18 protein-coding genes are annotated in these 15,463 nt (G+C 63.7%); 12 read left to right on the plus strand and 6 right to left on the minus strand.

The window, feature by feature from the left end:
• The first annotated feature begins 39 nt into the window (after positions 1 to 39).
• From rpe to trpC, 6 genes are all read left to right on the plus strand, one after another.
• The gene (gene rpe / locus PT85_RS16740; protein ID WP_039607288.1) at positions 40 to 714 is read left to right on the plus strand and encodes a ribulose-phosphate 3-epimerase; all 675 of its coding nucleotides are present in this window, start codon (positions 40 to 42) and stop codon (positions 712 to 714) included.
• The gene (locus tag PT85_RS16745) at positions 711 to 1,412 is read left to right on the plus strand and encodes a phosphoglycolate phosphatase (RefSeq protein WP_039607289.1); all 702 of its coding nucleotides are present in this window, start codon (positions 711 to 713) and stop codon (positions 1,410 to 1,412) included. Before rpe ends, PT85_RS16745 begins: the two co-directional genes overlap by 4 nt.
• Positions 1,413 to 1,592: 180 nt before the next feature.
• Complete coding sequence (trpE, locus tag PT85_RS16750; RefSeq protein ID WP_039607290.1) at positions 1,593 to 3,077, plus strand: anthranilate synthase component I; 1,485 nt, start codon at positions 1,593 to 1,595, stop codon at positions 3,075 to 3,077.
• A 3-nt stretch (positions 3,078 to 3,080) separates the two neighbouring features.
• Positions 3,081 to 3,677 carry an aminodeoxychorismate/anthranilate synthase component II gene (locus PT85_RS16755; RefSeq protein WP_039607291.1) on the plus strand — a complete coding sequence of 199 codons (597 nt, stop codon included), beginning with the start codon at positions 3,081 to 3,083 and terminating at the stop codon, positions 3,675 to 3,677.
• Positions 3,674 to 4,720: an anthranilate phosphoribosyltransferase gene (trpD, locus tag PT85_RS16760; protein ID WP_027590646.1), complete on the plus strand. Its 1,047-nt coding sequence runs from the start codon at positions 3,674 to 3,676 to the stop codon at positions 4,718 to 4,720. The genes PT85_RS16755 and trpD overlap by 4 nt, the downstream gene beginning before the upstream one ends.
• Positions 4,717 to 5,517 (plus strand): indole-3-glycerol phosphate synthase TrpC, encoded by an 801-nt coding sequence (trpC, locus tag PT85_RS16765; protein WP_039607292.1) that lies wholly within the window; start codon positions 4,717 to 4,719, stop codon positions 5,515 to 5,517. Before trpD ends, trpC begins: the two co-directional genes overlap by 4 nt.
• 51 nt (positions 5,518 to 5,568) lie before the next feature.
• Here trpC and crp read toward each other — a convergent pair whose 3' ends face one another.
• Positions 5,569 to 6,213, minus strand: a complete 645-nt coding sequence (crp, locus tag PT85_RS16770) for a cAMP-activated global transcriptional regulator CRP (protein WP_027590648.1) — start codon at positions 6,211 to 6,213, stop codon at positions 5,569 to 5,571.
• 229 nt (positions 6,214 to 6,442) lie between these two features.
• On the opposite strand from crp, the gene PT85_RS16775 reads away from it, so the two are divergent.
• Positions 6,443 to 6,865, plus strand: a complete 423-nt coding sequence (locus PT85_RS16775; RefSeq protein ID WP_039607293.1) for an OsmC family protein — start codon at positions 6,443 to 6,445, stop codon at positions 6,863 to 6,865.
• Between the two features lie 55 nt (positions 6,866 to 6,920).
• Here the strand turns inward: PT85_RS16775 and coq7 are convergent, their stop codons facing one another.
• The 3 genes from coq7 to hemJ all read right to left on the minus strand — a co-directional run bounded on the left by coq7 (position 6,921) and on the right by hemJ (position 8,500).
• Positions 6,921 to 7,568: a 2-polyprenyl-3-methyl-6-methoxy-1,4-benzoquinone monooxygenase gene (gene coq7 / locus PT85_RS16780; RefSeq protein ID WP_039562634.1), complete on the minus strand. Its 648-nt coding sequence runs from the start codon at positions 7,566 to 7,568 to the stop codon at positions 6,921 to 6,923.
• An 88-nt stretch (positions 7,569 to 7,656) separates the two neighbouring features.
• Positions 7,657 to 7,998, minus strand: a complete 342-nt coding sequence (locus tag PT85_RS16785) for a histidine triad nucleotide-binding protein (protein ID WP_039562635.1) — start codon at positions 7,996 to 7,998, stop codon at positions 7,657 to 7,659.
• 73 nt (positions 7,999 to 8,071) lie between these two features.
• Positions 8,072 to 8,500: a protoporphyrinogen oxidase HemJ gene (gene hemJ, locus PT85_RS16790; protein WP_027590652.1), complete on the minus strand. Its 429-nt coding sequence runs from the start codon at positions 8,498 to 8,500 to the stop codon at positions 8,072 to 8,074.
• Between the two features lie 138 nt (positions 8,501 to 8,638).
• On the opposite strand from hemJ, the gene argC reads away from it, so the two are divergent.
• The 4 genes from argC (at position 8,639) to erpA (ending at position 11,245) form a co-directional block, all read left to right on the plus strand.
• Positions 8,639 to 9,673: an N-acetyl-gamma-glutamyl-phosphate reductase gene (argC, locus tag PT85_RS16795; RefSeq protein ID WP_039607294.1), complete on the plus strand. Its 1,035-nt coding sequence runs from the start codon at positions 8,639 to 8,641 to the stop codon at positions 9,671 to 9,673.
• Positions 9,673 to 10,392, plus strand: coding sequence for a DUF6776 family protein (locus tag PT85_RS16800; RefSeq protein WP_039562637.1), 720 nt, complete (start codon positions 9,673 to 9,675; stop codon positions 10,390 to 10,392). The genes argC and PT85_RS16800 overlap by 1 nt, the downstream gene beginning before the upstream one ends.
• A 5-nt stretch (positions 10,393 to 10,397) precedes the next feature.
• Positions 10,398 to 10,823, plus strand: a complete 426-nt coding sequence (locus PT85_RS16805; protein ID WP_027590655.1) for a bactofilin family protein — start codon at positions 10,398 to 10,400, stop codon at positions 10,821 to 10,823.
• Between the two features lie 71 nt (positions 10,824 to 10,894).
• The gene (gene erpA / locus PT85_RS16810; protein WP_027590656.1) at positions 10,895 to 11,245 is read left to right on the plus strand and encodes an iron-sulfur cluster insertion protein ErpA; all 351 of its coding nucleotides are present in this window, start codon (positions 10,895 to 10,897) and stop codon (positions 11,243 to 11,245) included.
• A gap of 56 nt (positions 11,246 to 11,301) precedes the next feature.
• Here erpA and PT85_RS16815 read toward each other — a convergent pair whose 3' ends face one another.
• The gene (locus PT85_RS16815) at positions 11,302 to 12,393 is read right to left on the minus strand and encodes an anhydro-N-acetylmuramic acid kinase (protein WP_039607295.1); all 1,092 of its coding nucleotides are present in this window, start codon (positions 12,391 to 12,393) and stop codon (positions 11,302 to 11,304) included.
• 2 nt (positions 12,394 to 12,395) lie between these two features.
• Positions 12,396 to 13,769, minus strand: coding sequence for a peptidoglycan DD-metalloendopeptidase family protein (locus tag PT85_RS16820; RefSeq protein ID WP_027590658.1), 1,374 nt, complete (start codon positions 13,767 to 13,769; stop codon positions 12,396 to 12,398).
• A gap of 179 nt (positions 13,770 to 13,948) precedes the next feature.
• On the opposite strand from PT85_RS16820, the gene tyrS reads away from it, so the two are divergent.
• Positions 13,949 to 15,148, plus strand: coding sequence for a tyrosine--tRNA ligase (tyrS, locus tag PT85_RS16825; RefSeq protein ID WP_027590659.1), 1,200 nt, complete (start codon positions 13,949 to 13,951; stop codon positions 15,146 to 15,148).
• Positions 15,149 to 15,463: the final 315 nt, after the last annotated feature.

Raw genomic sequence — 15,463 nt, forward strand, 5'->3', positions numbered from 1 at the left:
TGCGCGCTTTTCCGGAATTGCCCTGCCGAGGTCCGTCCCATGCAACCCTTCGCCATCGCTCCGTCGATTCTCTCCGCCGACTTCGCCCGCCTCGGCGAAGAGGTGGACAAGGTGCTCGCCGCCGGCGCCGACATCGTGCACTTCGACGTGATGGACAACCACTACGTGCCCAACCTGACCATCGGCCCGATGGTCTGCAGTGCGCTGCGCAAGTACGGCATCACCGCGCCCATCGACGCGCACCTGATGGTCAAGCCGGTGGACCGCCTGATCGGCGACTTCCTCGAGGCGGGCGCCAGCTACATCACCTTCCACCCTGAAGCCAGCGAGCACATCGACCGTTCCCTGCAGCTGATCAAGAGCGGCGGCGCCAAGGCTGGCCTGGTGTTCAATCCGGCCACCCCCCTGGACTGCCTGAAGTACGTGATGGACAAGGTCGACATGATCCTGCTGATGAGCGTCAACCCCGGTTTCGGCGGACAGAAGTTCATCCCCGGCACCCTGGACAAGCTGCGCGAGGCACGCGCGCTGATCGACGCCAGCGGCCGCGACATCCGCCTGGAGATCGACGGTGGCGTGAACGTGCAGAACATCCGAGCCATCGCCGAGGCCGGCGCCGATACCTTCGTGGCGGGCTCGGCGATCTTCAACCAGCCCGACTACAAGGCGGTGATCGACGCCATGCACGCGGAACTGGCGCAGGTCGTGCGATGACCCTGCTGGAAGCGCTGTTCGGCGGCCGGCTGCCGCGCCTGGTGATGTTCGACCTGGACGGCACGCTGGTGGATTCCGTACCGGACCTAGCCGCCGCCGTGGACAGCATGCTACGCCAGCTGGGTCGGCCGCCCGCCGGCATCGAGCGGGTGCGTGACTGGGTGGGCAACGGCGCGCCGGTACTGGTGCGCCGCGCGCTGGCCGGGCGGCTGGACCACGCCGAGGTGTCCGCCAATGACGCCAGCATGGCGTTGGCGTTGTTCACCGAGGCCTACGCCGGCAGCCATACGCTGACCCGCGTCTACCCCGGCGTGCCGGAATGCCTGGAATGGCTGAGCGCCAATGACGTCCCGCTGGCGGTGATCACCAACAAGCCGAGCCGGTTCGTCGCGCCGCTTCTGGAGGAAAAGGGGCTGGCGCGGCACTTTCGCTGGACGGTGGGCGGCGACACACTGCCCGTGCAGAAGCCCGATCCGGCTGCGCTGTTCTGGGTGATGGACAAGGCCGGCGTGCCAGCCGCCGACGCCCTGTTCATCGGCGATTCGCGCAACGACGTGCTTGCTGCCCGCGCAGCCGGCGTGCGCTGCGTGGCCTTGAGCTACGGTTACAACCACGGCCGGCCCATTGCCGAGGAATCGCCCGACCGGGTACTCGACGATCTGCGCCTGCTGGTTGCCAGCGCTCCGGGGCTGCGCTAGTGTGGCCCGCACTGTGTCACCTCCCGCAAGAGAATCAGATCGTGGTGGTCACCCGCAAACAGTGGATGAAAGTCATCAAGGCCCTGGCCCGTTGGCGCTGGCGCGCCTGACTTTCTCCTGCCGGCTGTGCCGGCCCGTTTGCCCGACCTTTTGTTTTGCCCCTCCGACCACGAGGCTGACATGACCCGCGAAGAATTCCTGCGTTTGGCCGCCGACGGCTATAACCGCATCCCGCTGGCGTTCGAGACGCTGGCTGATTTCGATACCCCGCTTTCCCTCTACCTCAAGCTGGCCGACCAGCCACATACCTACCTGCTCGAATCCGTGCAGGGCGGTGAGAAATGGGGGCGTTACTCCATCATCGGTCTGTACAGCCGCACCGTGCTGCGCGTGCACGGCCACCAGGTTCAGGTGCACGACAACGGCGCGCTGGTCGAAGAGGCCGAGGTCGACGATCCTCTGGACTTCGTCGAGCAGTTCAAGGCGCGCTATCGCGTGCCGACCCTGCCCGGCCTGCCGCGCTTCGACGGTGGCCTGGTGGGCTACTTCGGCTACGACAGCGTGCGTTACGTGGAGCGCAAGCTCGCGCAATGCCCGAATCCCGATCCGCTGGGCACCCCGGATATCCTGCTGATGGTGTCCGACTCGGTGGTCGTCTTCGACAACCTCGCCGGCAAGCTGCACTGCATCGTGCTGGTCGATCCGGCGCAGGCGGATGCCTACGACGCCGGCATGCAGCGTCTGCAGGCCCTGCGCGAGCGGCTGCGCCAGCCGATCACGCCACGTCCGGGGCTGGACTTCGACCGGGCGAAGGGGCCTGAGCCGGTGTTCCGCTCCAGCTTCAGCCAGGAGGCCTTCGAGCAGGCGGTTCGGCAGATCAAGGAATACATCCTGGCCGGGGACTGCATGCAGGTGGTGATCTCCCAGCGCATGTCGATTCCCTTCCAGGCCGCCCCCATCGATCTCTACCGCGCGCTGCGCTGCTTCAACCCCACCCCCTACATGTACTTCTTCAACTTCGGCGACTTCCACGTGGTGGGCTCCTCGCCGGAAGTGCTGGTGCGCGTCGAGGACGGCGAGGTCACCGTGCGGCCGATCGCCGGCACCCGTCCGCGCGGCGCCAACGAGGAGGCCGACCGCGCCCTGGAGCAGGACCTGCTGTCCGACGCCAAAGAGCTGGCCGAGCACCTGATGCTGATCGACCTGGGCCGCAACGATGTGGGCCGGGTGTCGAACACCGGCTCGGTGAAGGTCACCGAGAAGATGGTGATCGAACGCTATTCCAACGTGATGCACATCGTTTCCAATGTCACCGGTCAGCTGAAACCCGGGCTGTCGGCCATGGATGCGCTGCGCGCCATTCTGCCGGCCGGCACCCTGTCCGGGGCGCCGAAGGTGCGCGCCATGGAAATCATCGACGAACTGGAGCCGGTCAAGCGCGGCATCTACGGCGGTGCGGTGGGCTACCTGGCGTGGAACGGCAACATGGACACCGCCATCGCCATCCGCACCGCGGTGATCAGGGACGGCGAGCTGCATGTGCAGGCCGGCGCCGGCATCGTCGCCGACTCGGTGCCCGCGCTGGAGTGGGAAGAAACCCTGAACAAGCGCCGCGCCATGTTCCGTGCGGTGGCGCTGGCCTCGTCCGACGTGGAAGGAGCGTGAGCCATGCTGTTGATGATCGATAACTACGACTCCTTCACCTACAACGTGGTGCAGTACCTGGGCGAACTGGGTGCCGATGTCCACGTGATCCGCAACGACGAGCTGACCGTCGCGCAAATCGAGGCGCTCCAGCCCGAGCGCATCGTGGTCTCGCCGGGGCCCTGCACGCCAACCGAGGCGGGTGTGTCCATCGAGGCCATCCTGCACTTCGCCGGCAAGCTGCCGATCCTCGGCGTATGTCTGGGCCACCAGAGCATCGGCCAGGCGTTCGGCGGCAAGGTGGTGCGCGCGCGGGTAGCCATGCATGGCAAGACCAGCCCGGTGTTCCACGCGGACCAGGGCGTGTTTGCCGGGCTGAACAATCCGCTGACCGTGACCCGCTACCACTCGCTGGTGGTCGAGCGCGACAGCCTGCCCGACTGCCTGGAGATCACCGCCTGGACGCGACGCGACGACGGCGGCGTCGACGAGATCATGGGCCTGCGCCACAAGACCCTGAATATCGAGGGCGTGCAGTTCCACCCGGAATCCATCCTCACCGAACAGGGCCACGAGCTCTTTGCCAACTTTCTGAAACAGTCCGGAGGCGTGCGCCAATGAACATCAGGGATGCCCTCAACCGGGTGGTCAACCACCTGGACCTGAGCACCGAGGAAATGCAGGACGTGATGCGCCAGATCATGACCGGCCAGTGCACCGACGCGCAGATCGGCGCCTTCCTGATGGGCCTGCGCATGAAGAGCGAGAGCATCGACGAGATCGTCGGTGCCGTGCAGGTGATGCGCGAGCTGGCCACCCCGGTCAACGTGCCGGGCGCCAACCTGGTCGACAACTGCGGCACCGGCGGCGACGGCATGAACATCTTCAACGTCTCCAGCGCGGCGTCCTTCGTGGTGGCGGCGGCCGGCGGCAAGGTGGCCAAGCATGGCAACCGAGCGGTGTCCGGCAAGAGCGGCAGTGCCGACCTGCTGGAAGCCGCCGGCGTGTATCTGGACCTCAAGCCCGAGGAAGTGGCGCGTTGCGTGGACACCGTGGGCGTGGGCTTCATGTTCGCCCCGGCGCACCACGGCGCCATGCGCCATGCGGGCAACGCCCGCCGCGAGCTCGGTCTGCGCACGCTGTTCAACATCCTCGGGCCGATGTCCAACCCGGCGGGCGTCAAACGCCAGGTGCTGGGTGTGTTCAGTAAGGAACTGTGCCGGCACATGGCCGAGGTGCTGCGCCGGCTGGGTAGCGAGCACGTGATGGTGGTGCATTCCAAGGACGGCATGGACGAGATCAGTCTGGCCGCACCCACCCACGTGGCCGAGCTGCGCAACGGGGAAATCCGCGAGTACGACATCCTGCCGGAGGACTTCGGCATCAGGAGCCAGAGTCTGATCGGCCTGACCGTCAACGATGCCCAGGAATCGCTGGCGCTGATCACCGACGCGCTGGGTCGGCGCAAGACCGAGAACGGTCAGAAGGCCGCGGACATGATCGTGCTCAACGCCGGTGCGGCGCTGTATGTCGCCGGTGTGGCCGGCACGCTTAAGGATGGCATCCACATGGCCCACGATGCGCTGTACAGCGGCCTGGCCCTGGACAAGCTGCAGGAGCTGGTGTCCTTCACCGCCGTGTTCCGCCAGGAGGCTGCGCAATGAGCCTGAGCGTGCTGGAGCGGATTATTGCCCGCAAGGCCGAAGAAGTCGCTGAACGCCGTGGCCGGGTGAGTCTGGACGAGCTGGAACGCCTGGCGAAGCAGGCCGATGCGCCGCGTGGCTTCGCCCGTGCCCTGCAGGAGCGTGCCGCGCGCCGCGAGCTGGCGGTCATCGCCGAGGTGAAAAAGGCCTCGCCGAGCAAGGGCGTGATCCGTCCGCACTTCGCGCCAGCGGAGATCGCGCGCAGCTACGAGGCCGGTGGGGCCGCTTGCCTGTCGGTGCTGACCGACATCGATTTCTTCCAGGGCAGCGACGCCTACCTGCAGGAGGCGCGCGCCGCCTGTTCGCTGCCGGTGATCCGCAAGGACTTCATGATCGATCCGTACCAGATCGTCGAAGCCCGCGCGCTGGGCGCCGACTGCGTGCTGCTGATCGTCGCCAACCTGCAGGACGGCCAGATGGCCGAGCTGGCGGCGGTGGCCAAGGCGCAGGGGCTGGATGTGCTGGTCGAGGTGCATGACGGCGCCGAACTGGAGCGTGCGCTGCGCCTGGATACCCCGTTGTTGGGCATCAACAACCGCAACCTGCACACCTTCGAGGTCAGCCTGGACACCACCTTGGCGCTCAAGGAGCGGGTGCCGGCCGACCGAATGGTGATCACCGAAAGCGGCATTCTTGGCCGCGCCGACGTCGAGCGGATGGAGGCCAACGGGGTGTATGGTTTCCTGGTAGGCGAGGCGTTCATGCGCGCCGAGGATCCGGGCGCCGAGCTCAAGCGCCTGTTCTTTCCCGCGCGCTGAAACCGCCCATAAAAAAACCGGCCCTGAGGCCGGTTTTTTTATGGCTGGGTTTCAGCGGGTGCCGAACACCACCATGGTCTTGCCTTTCACGTTCACCAGACCCTGTTCCTCCAGGGACTTGAGCACGCGGCCGACCATTTCCCGCGAGCAACCGACGATACGGCCGATCTCCTGGCGGGTGATCTTGATCTGCATGCCGTCCGGGTGGGTCATGGCGTCGGGCTGCTTGCACAGATCGAGCAGGGTGCGCGCGACACGGCCGGTGACGTCGAGGAAGGCCAGGTCGCCGACCTTGCGGGTGGTGTTGCGCAGGCGTTCGGCCATCTGGCTGCCCAGGGCGAACATGATTTCCGGGTCCTGCTGGATGAGTTCGCGGAACTTGGCGTAGCTCAATTCCGCCACTTCGCACTCGGTCTTGGCACGAACCCAGGCGCTGCGCGGCTTCTCCGAACCTTCCTTCTCGAACAGCCCCATCTCGCCGAAGAAGTCCCCGGTGTTGAGATAGGCGATGATCATTTCGCGACCGTCGTCATCCTCGATGAGGATGGTGACCGAGCCCTTGATGATGAAGAACAGCGTTTCGCAGCGATCCCCCGCGTAGATGATCGTGCTTTTGGCGGTGTAACGCCGCCGGTGGCAATGCACGAGCAGCTTGTCCAGATGTTTGTTCTTGGAAGCGAGACTGATAGCGACCATGCCCTGAATCCCCAATACGTGGTACGTCCTGTGGAACGTATTTGTTTTAGTTATGCCCGGTGAGTGTGCCATTTAAGTAGTGGCAACTTAACAGCCAACAGGGGGCGATGTTAAACCTTCGTGAGGGTAATCACACGGAACACGTCGCCTGGGTCACAGTGCTTTGGCCAAGAGGCCCACGCGCGCTGTGCTAAGCTGCGCGCCTTTTCCAGTGGGACGAGCGGGACGAATGAAAGCACGCATCCAATGGGCCGGCGAGGCCATGTTTCTCGGCGAATCGGGTAGTGGGCATGTGGTGGTGATGGATGGTCCGCCGGAAAGCGGCGGTCGTAACCTGGGCGTGCGGCCCATGGAGATGCTGCTGCTGGGTCTGGGTGGGTGTTCCAGCTTCGACGTGGTAAGCATCCTGAAGAAGTCCCGCCAGGCGGTGGAGAGCTGCGAGGCGTTTCTGGACGCCGAGCGCGCCACGGAGGACCCGAAGGTGTTTACCCGGATCCACCTGCGCTTCGTGGTGAAGGGGCGTGGGCTGAAGGAACCGCAGGTCAAGCGGGCGGTGGAGCTGTCCGCCGAAAAGTACTGCTCGGCATCCATCATGCTGGGCCGTGCGGGCGTAGATATCACCCACAGCTACGAGATGGTCGAGCTGGGCTGATGGCCGCAAGAATGAAAAAGGCGCCTGCGGGCGCCTTTTTCGTGGGCCGGTGGATTCAGATCCGGTACGTGCTCTTGGTCATGACCTTGGCCATCAGTGACATGCCGAACTTGATCGGGGCGGGGAAGCGATAGCCACCGGCTGCCAGGGCATTGCTGGAGTGCAGCTGCTCGTCGGTGCGCATCTGTTCGAGGATGGCGCGGCTCTTGGCGTCTTCGCGGGGAATCTGCGCCAGATGCTCGTCGAGGTGCTTGACCACCTGGTCCTCGGTGGCGGCCACGAAGCCCAGGCTGACCTTGTCGCTGATCAGGCCGGCAGTGGCGCCGATGCCGAATGACAGGCCATAGAACAGCGGATTGAGGAGGCTGGTGCGGCTGCCCAGCTCACGGACACGCTGTTCGCACCAGGCCAGGTGATCGATCTCCTCATCAGCGGCCTGCTCCATGGCTTCGCGAATGTGCGGCAGCTTGGCGGTCAGCGCCTGGCCCTGGTAAAGCGCCTGTGCGCACACTTCGCCGGTGTGATTGATGCGCATCAGTCCGGCAATGTGGCGTTTGCTCTGCTCGTCCAGGCTGGTCTCCTCTTCCAGGACGGCCGGCGAAGGCCGCGTGGACGGTCCGCTGAAGGGCAGCAGGGTGCGCAGCACGGTGTCGACCTGCTGCAGCAGGCGATCTGCGGGGGAATAGTGACGTTCGCTGGCCATGAGGGTCTCCGGGTCGACTGGCGGCAGAGTGTACTGCATCGCGGCATTGCGGTTTTGATTCGCGTCAGCGCGCCGGCTGGGGTAGCGACTAGCCGGGCGGCCAGTACAAGGGGCGCTGGCCGAGTACGTGCAGGTGCAGATGGAACACCGTTTGCCCGGCCAGGGCGTCACTGTTGATCACCACGCGGAAGCCCTTGTCGCAACCCAGCTGCCGAGCCAGCCGCTGGGCGACGAGGAGCAGATGGCCGGCCAGCGACTTGTCGGCCTGTTCATCCAGGTCATGCAGGGTAGCGATGTGCTTCCGGGGAATGACCAGGAAGTGCACCGGCGCCTGCGGATTGACATCCTGGAAGGCGATCGCCAGATCGTCCTCATACAGGCGTTGCGCGGGGATCTCCCCGGCAGCGATCTTGCAGAACAGACACTCCACGGTGGGGCTCCGGACAGGCGGGAACTCCCAGTGTAGTGAGGGCGATCAGGAATCGCCCATGCCGCCAGTCCGTTCAGAACGGCCGGACCACCACAAGGATGACAATCGCCAGCAGGAAGAGCACCGGGACTTCGTTGAACCAGCGATAGTAAACATGGCCGTGCGGGGTTTCGCCCCGGGCGAAGCGCTTGAGCTGGGCGCCGCACATGTGGTGATAGCCGATCAGCAGTACCACCAGGGTCAGCTTGGCATGCATCCAGCCGCCGGTGGCGAACAGGCCCGGATTGAGGGCGAGCATGGCGATACCCAGTATCACCGTGGCAAGCAGGGAGGGCAGCATGATGCCGCGATACAGTTTGCGCTCCATGATGCAGAAGCGATCACGGCTGGCCTGGTCATCGCTCATGGCGTGGTAGACGAACAGGCGCGGCAGGTAGAAGAGACCGGCGAACCAGCACACCATGGCAATGATGTGCAGGGCCTTGAGCCAGAGATAGAGCATCGAGCGGCGTCCTTAAGGTTTTCGAGAGGGCTGCCGATAGTAGTAACAAACCGGGTGGGCGTCATCTCAGTGGTTGGCCGCGACACGCGACGGTCTTATCATCGGCGGCCTTTGTGTGGCTCGACTGAGGGGCGTGAAATGATCAAAGTCGGAATCGTTGGGGGCACCGGGTATACCGGGGTCGAACTGCTGCGGCTGTTGGCCCAGCATCCGCAGGTCGAGGTGGCGGTGATCACCTCGCGCTCCGAAGCTGGCGTCAGGGTGGCGGACATGTACCCCAACCTGCGCGGCCACTACGACAACCTGGCGTTCAGTGTGCCGGACAGCGCCACGCTGGGTGCCTGCGATGCGGTTTTCTTCGCGACGCCGCATGGCGTGGCGCATGCGCTGGCCGGCGAGTTGCTGGCTGCGGGCACCCGGGTGATCGATCTCTCCGCCGATTTCCGCCTGCAGGATGCCGAGGAGTGGGCCGCCTGGTATGGCCAGCCCCATGGGGCGCCCGAGCTGCTCGGCGAAGCCGTGTATGGCCTGCCGGAAGTCAACCGCGAGCAGATTCGCGGCGCGCGTTTGATCGCCGTGCCGGGCTGCTACCCGACCGCCAGCCAGTTGGGTCTGCTGCCGTTACTGGAAGCGGGTCTGGCCGACCCCACCACGCTGATTGCCGACTGCAAGTCGGGCGTCAGTGGCGCCGGTCGTGGCGCCAAGGTGGGCTCTCTGTTCTGCGAGGCCGGTGAAAGCATGATGGCGTACTCGGTCAAGGGCCACCGGCACTTGCCGGAGATTCGCCAGGGCTTGCGTCGCGCAGCCGGTGGAGAGGTCGGACTGACCTTCGTTCCGCACCTGACACCGATGATCCGGGGTATCCACGCCACCCTGTATGCCCGTGTGGCTGACCGCTCCGTCGACCTGCAGGCACTCTACGAAAAGCGTTACGCCAACGAGCCCTTCGTGGATGTGATGCCGGCTGGCAGTCATCCGGAAACCCGCAGCGTGCGCGGCGCCAACGTCTGCCGCCTGGCCGTGCACCGGCCGCAGCAGGGCGACCTGGTGGTGGTGCTGTCGGTGATCGACAACCTGGTCAAGGGCGCCTCCGGCCAGGCGGTACAGAACTTGAACATCATGTTCGGCCTGGATGAGCGTCTCGGCCTGAGTCATGCGGGGATGCTGCCCTGATGATGTGGGAAGTCAAAACGCTGGATCCGCGTCATCAGCGCCGCAAGCGAATTCTACTGACGGTGCTGCTGCTCTCCCTGCCGCTGCTGGTGCTGGGTGCCTACTGGAAAGGGGGCGAGGATAGCCGAGAGCGTATTCGCGAGCTGGAAGCTCTGGAAGAGCATTACGAGCAGGTCAGCCGCGAGCTGGAGCAGTCTCAGCAGATGCAGGCCGTGCTGTCCAGCGGCGAGCGCCTGGGCCGCCAGGCCAACGAGCAGAGCCGGCAGACCATCAAGCTTCTGGAAGAGCAGATCTACAAGCTGCAGCAGGACCTGGCGTTCTACAAGGGGGTACTGGCGCCGGCCAGCCGCCGCGAGGGTCTGCGTATCCGCTCGTTCGAGCTGCAGAGCACGGACGATCCGCTGCTGTATCGCTACAAGCTGCTGCTGAGTCGGGTGGGCACGGATGACAAGCCGCTGGAGGGGCAGGTGCGCATCAGCGTGGTCGGCGAACGCCAGGGCGCAGAGGTGGAGCTGGACCTTGCCGAACTTTCCAAGGAGTGGACCAGCACCACATCCTTCGCCTTCCGCCACCTGCAAGCCTTCCCGGAAGGTGCACGGTATGCCGAGCTGAACCTGCCTGAGGATTTCACCCCCAGTCAGGTCAAGGTACGCGCCGATATCAAGGGCCAGCGCCAACCGCTGGAACGTACTTACAACTGGAATGAAGAGAAGAAGTAATGGCCATGTGGAGCAACAGCAATAAGAACAAGCCGGCGTCTGCCGATCTGCAGCGCTATAACGGCAAGACCAGCATCATCGCCGCTGGCGCACTGCTGGTAGGCGATCTGCGCGTGAAGGGCGCTGTTCAGCTGGATGGCCGGCTGCAGGGTAATCTGATCGCCGAGGAAGGACTGGTACGGGTCTCCACGGGTGGTCTGGTCGAGGGCGAGATTCACGCTCAGCACGTCATCCTGGATGGCGAGGTGACCGGCGATGTCCATGCTTCCGAGCACGTCGAGCTTGGAAGCGGTGCCCGCCTGCGCGGCAACCTCTACTACGGGCTGATGGAGATGGCCATGGGTGCACAGATCGAGGGGCGCCTGTACGCCATTCGCGAAGGCGATGCACCGCTGGAGCTGCCGGCGCCTGCGGAAGTCGTCGCCGAATAATTGACTGGTTTACTCGGGTAAGCGGATAATGCCGGCCACGTTGTTTGGCTTGATGCCGGGAGATTTCCAGCATGAGTGTTGAATCCTTCACCCCCAGTCCGCTGATTTTTACCCAGGGGGCGGCACATAAGGTGAAGAGCCTGGTCGAGGAAGAAGGCAATCCGCGCCTGAAGCTGCGGGTGTTCGTGACCGGCGGAGGCTGCTCCGGCTTTCAGTACGGTTTCACGTTCGATGAAGACATCGCCGATGACGATACCGTCGTCGAGCGTGAAGGGGTCAGTCTGGTGGTTGATCCCATGAGCTTCCAGTACCTTGCTGGCGCTGAGGTGGATTACCAGGAGGGCCTCGAGGGTTCGCGGTTCGTGATCAACAATCCGAACGCGAGCACCACCTGTGGCTGCGGGCAATCCTTCTCCATCTGAACAGGACTGTCGGTTAAAACGCCGTGCCCTCGGGTGCGGCGTTTTTGTTTTGTCACTCAGGCCGGGTAGATGGCGCCTAGGATGCGCAGGCCGCGCGCTCCGGTCACGCTTGGCCGATTGGCGGGAATTCGCTCCAGGCAGCAGTGGGCCAGCCAGGCGAATGCCATGGCTTCCATCCAGTCCGCAGGCACGCCGCGCTCATCCGTAATGCAAACGTCCATGCCAGGCAGCAGGCTGCTCAGGCGCTCCAGCAGCCCGCGGTTATGGGCGCCTCCGCCGCAGACGAGCAGTTCCCGGGTGCTGGGCTGACGCTTCAGCAGCGCGTCGGCAATGCTGAAGGCCGTCAGCTCCAGCAGCGTGCGCTGCACATCGGCCTCGGCCAGCGTCGGGAACTTGGTCAGCTTCGCCTGCAGCCAGGGAAGGTTGAACAGCTCGCGACCGGTACTTTTCGGACCGGCTTGGGCGAAAAAGGGCTCATCGAGCAGGCTCTGGAGGAGCGGCGCATTCAATTCCCCGGAAGAGGCCCAATCGCCGTTGTTATCGAAAGCTTCGCCCCGGCATACCTGAATCCAGGCATCGAGCAGCACGTTGCCCGGACCGCAATCGAAACCGGCTACCGGCTGGTCAGGGTGCAGCAGCGTCAGGTTGCTGAAGCCCCCGACGTTCAGTACCGCGCGCGCCGTGCCGGTATCGGCAAACAGTGCTTCGTGAAACGCTGGCACCAGGGGGGCACCTTGTCCGTCAGCAGCGACATCGCGACGACGGAAGTCACCTACCACCGTGATGCCCGTAAGTTCGGCCAGCAGGGCGGGGTTGCCGATCTGGATCGTGAATCCCCGGGCGGGTTCGTGGCGAACCGTCTGGCCGTGGCTGCCGATGGCGCGGATCTGCCGCGGCTCGAGGTTGTGCTGACGGAGCAGCGATGCAATGCCTTGGGCGGCCAGAGATGCCCACTGCTGCTCCGTCAGCGCGGCGCGGGCCAGTTCGTCGTCTCCGGAGCGGCACAGGGACAGCAGTTGCTCGCGAAGGGCCGAAGGCATCGGAATATAGTGGTGGCCGAGCAGCCGGGTGCGGTCGTGCTGCTCGACCAGCGCTATGTCCAGACCGTCCAGGCTGGTCCCGGACATGACGCCGAGATAGAGAGGCATACTCAGTCCTTGCGTGCCAGCATGACGGAGCGCTCCTGATTCAGCTGAGCCATCAGCGGGGTGCTGTGCTGGAGGAAGCGCTGCTTTTCCTTGCCACTGAGCGGATCGGCAATCAGCTGCTTCTGGCTCAGGGGGTCAACGTGGGTGCCGTTAACCTGGAACTCATAATGCAGATGCGGTCCGGTGGACAGTCCCGTGGTGCCGATGTAGCCGATGATCTGCCCCTGCTTCACGGTGGAGCCTGTGCGTACATTCTTGGCGAAGCCCTGCATATGGGCATAGAGGGTCCGGTAGCGCGAGCCGTGCTGGATAACCACGGTGTTGCCGTAGCCGCCCTTGGTCCCGGCCAGAATGACCTTGCCATCGCCGGCTGCCTTGATGGGCGTGCCGCGCGGCGCAGCGTAGTCCACGCCCTTGTGGGCGCGGATCTTGTTCAGGATGGGGTGCTTGCGACCCTTTGAAAAACGCGAGCTGATGCGCGCGAAGTCCACCGGGGTGCGGATGAAGGCCTTGCGTACATTGTTGCCTTCGGCCGTGTAATACCCGGTTTCGCCCTTGCTGGTGGTGTAGCGCACCGCGGTATAGGTCGTACCGCGATTGACAAAGCGGGCAGCCAGGATCGCACCACTGCCGACGACCTCGTCGTTCAGCGTCTTTTGCTCGTAGAGCACGTCAAATTCGTCGCCCTCACGGATGTCCATCGCAAAGTCGATGTCGTAGCCGAAGACATTGGCCAGGTCCATGATCAGGCTGTGGCTAAGCCCGGCCTGGTTGGCGGCATCGAACAGTGAGCTGGTAATGGTCGCGTGGGCGTAGGCCTGGCGCATCTCCGGATCGGCCAGGACGCGTTCGAACGTATAGCCGGTTTCGGTCTTCTGGATCTGGATGGTTTCAAGCTGGGACAGCGGTGAGCTCAGGCGTTGCAGCTGTCCGTCCGGAGAGAAGTGGAAATCGAGTTCCTGGCCTTCCCGTATGCGACCCAGCTGGCGAGCCTCCTTGCTACTGTTGAGCATCTCGTGCAGCAAGCCGGCCGACAGGCCCACCTGGCTGAATATGGTAGACAGGGTGTCGCCGCGGCTCACCGTGACGCGCATCTGCCAAGGTACTTCAGGTTCGTTCGCACCCTCTTCACTCGCGATCTGTGCAAAGGGATCTTCCTGAGGCTCCTCGAGTTCCAGCGGCGACGTGGGTGGCACGGCCTCCTGAAGAAAGGAGCTGTGGGCCAGTTCCAGTTCCTGGCTGAGATAGGTCTTCTTGGCTTCCACCTCGCGGGAGGGGAACACCAGCAGCGCCAGGCTCAGCAGCGCGGCAATGCCGCTGGCGGCCAGCAAATGGCCTTTGGGGTATAGCGGGCGGCGGGTCTTGAGTGGCTGCATGACGGGATGACGGAATTCTTACCAAAATGACTGACGAAAATATAAGCAAAGAAAAGCCGGGGCAACCTTGACCCAGGCCGGCGTGACGTGTGGTAACTCGCTGCGCCGCTGACAAATTCTTTTTTGGGCCCCGATCTTGTATCTTTACGGGTTTTCAAACTCAGGGTGCCGAGGCGTCTATGAAGTCTGTGGAAGAGCAGTTGGCGCTGATCAAGCGCGGGGCGGATGAGATTCTGGTGGAGGCGGAGCTGGTAGACAAGCTGCGACGGGGCAAGCCGCTGCGCGTCAAGGCTGGCTTCGACCCGACTGCTCCGGATCTTCACCTGGGTCATACGGTACTGATCAACAAGCTCCGCCAGTTCCAGGAGCTTGGCCATCAAGTGATCTTCCTGATTGGTGACTTCACTGGGATGATCGGTGACCCGTCTGGCAAGAGCGCCACCCGGCCGCCCCTTACCCGTGAGCAGGTGCTGGAGAACGCAGAAACCTATAAGGCTCAGGTGTTCAAGATTCTCGATCCGGAGCGCACCGAGGTCGCCTTCAACTCGACCTGGATGGACAAGTTGTCCCCTGCTGACTTCATCCGGCTTTCCTCCAACTACACAGTGGCGCGGATGCTGGAGCGGGATGATTTCAGCAAGCGCTACGCCAGCAATCAGCCGATCGCCATCCATGAGTTCCTATACCCGCTGGTCCAGGGCTACGACTCGGTGGCGCTGCAGGCTGATATCGAGCTGGGCGGTACCGACCAGAAGTTCAATCTACTCATGGGGCGCGAACTGCAGCGGTCTTATGGACAGGAGCCGCAGTGCATCCTGACCATGCCGCTGCTGGAAGGGCTGGATGGCGTGAAGAAGATGTCCAAGTCGCTGGGCAACTATGTAGGAATCCAGGAAGCACCGGGCGTTATGTACAACAAGCTGGTTTCGCTGCCGGACTCCATGATGTGGCGCTACTTCGAGCTGCTCAGCTTCCGCTCGATGGAGGAGATCGAAAGCTTCAAGCGCGACGTGGCGGAAGGGGCGAATCCTCGCGACATCAAGATCAAGCTGGCTGAAGAGATTGTCGCTCGTTTCCATGGCGAGGAGGCGGCAGCCTGCGCGCACCGTTCCGCAGGTAATCGCATGAAAGATGGCGAACTGCCCGAGGATCTACCGGAAATTGAACTGCAGTCGGCCGAGGATATGCCTATCGCCGCCGTTCTCAACCAGGCGGGCCTGGTAAAGAATGCGGCGGGCGCGCGCGACCTGCTGAGCGCCGGTAGCGTGCGGATCGATGGAGCTGTGGTAGACCGGGGCTTTCAGTTCAAGCTGGGTGCAACGCATGTCTGCCAGGCAGGGAAGAAGGCTTTCGCACGCATTAGCCTGAATAAGGGTTGACGATTGTGTGGGGTGCCCCTATAGTGCGCCCCACTTCCAGCGCAGAGCTGCTGAAAACTCCTTGTAAATCAACGAGTTGGATATTCGGATCTGCCTGGTGGGGCTCGCTAGAGGAAGCGGGCTGCTGGTCGAGGCGGGGTTGACAGTGTCGTTTGGCGCTGTATGATTCGCCTCCCGCTGCAGAGTATGGTTGAACCGGCTCTGGGTGGTAAGCGGTTGAGATGAAACGAAAAAGTTCAAATCAACGCTTGACAGGCAAAACGTCCCCACTCAAAAGCCCGCCCTCATCCGTCCCCCTCCGCCCGCTCGAAATGA

This window comes from Pseudomonas flexibilis, from assembly GCF_000806415.1.
In the GTDB taxonomy this organism is placed as follows: domain Bacteria; phylum Pseudomonadota; class Gammaproteobacteria; order Pseudomonadales; family Pseudomonadaceae; genus Serpens; species Serpens flexibilis.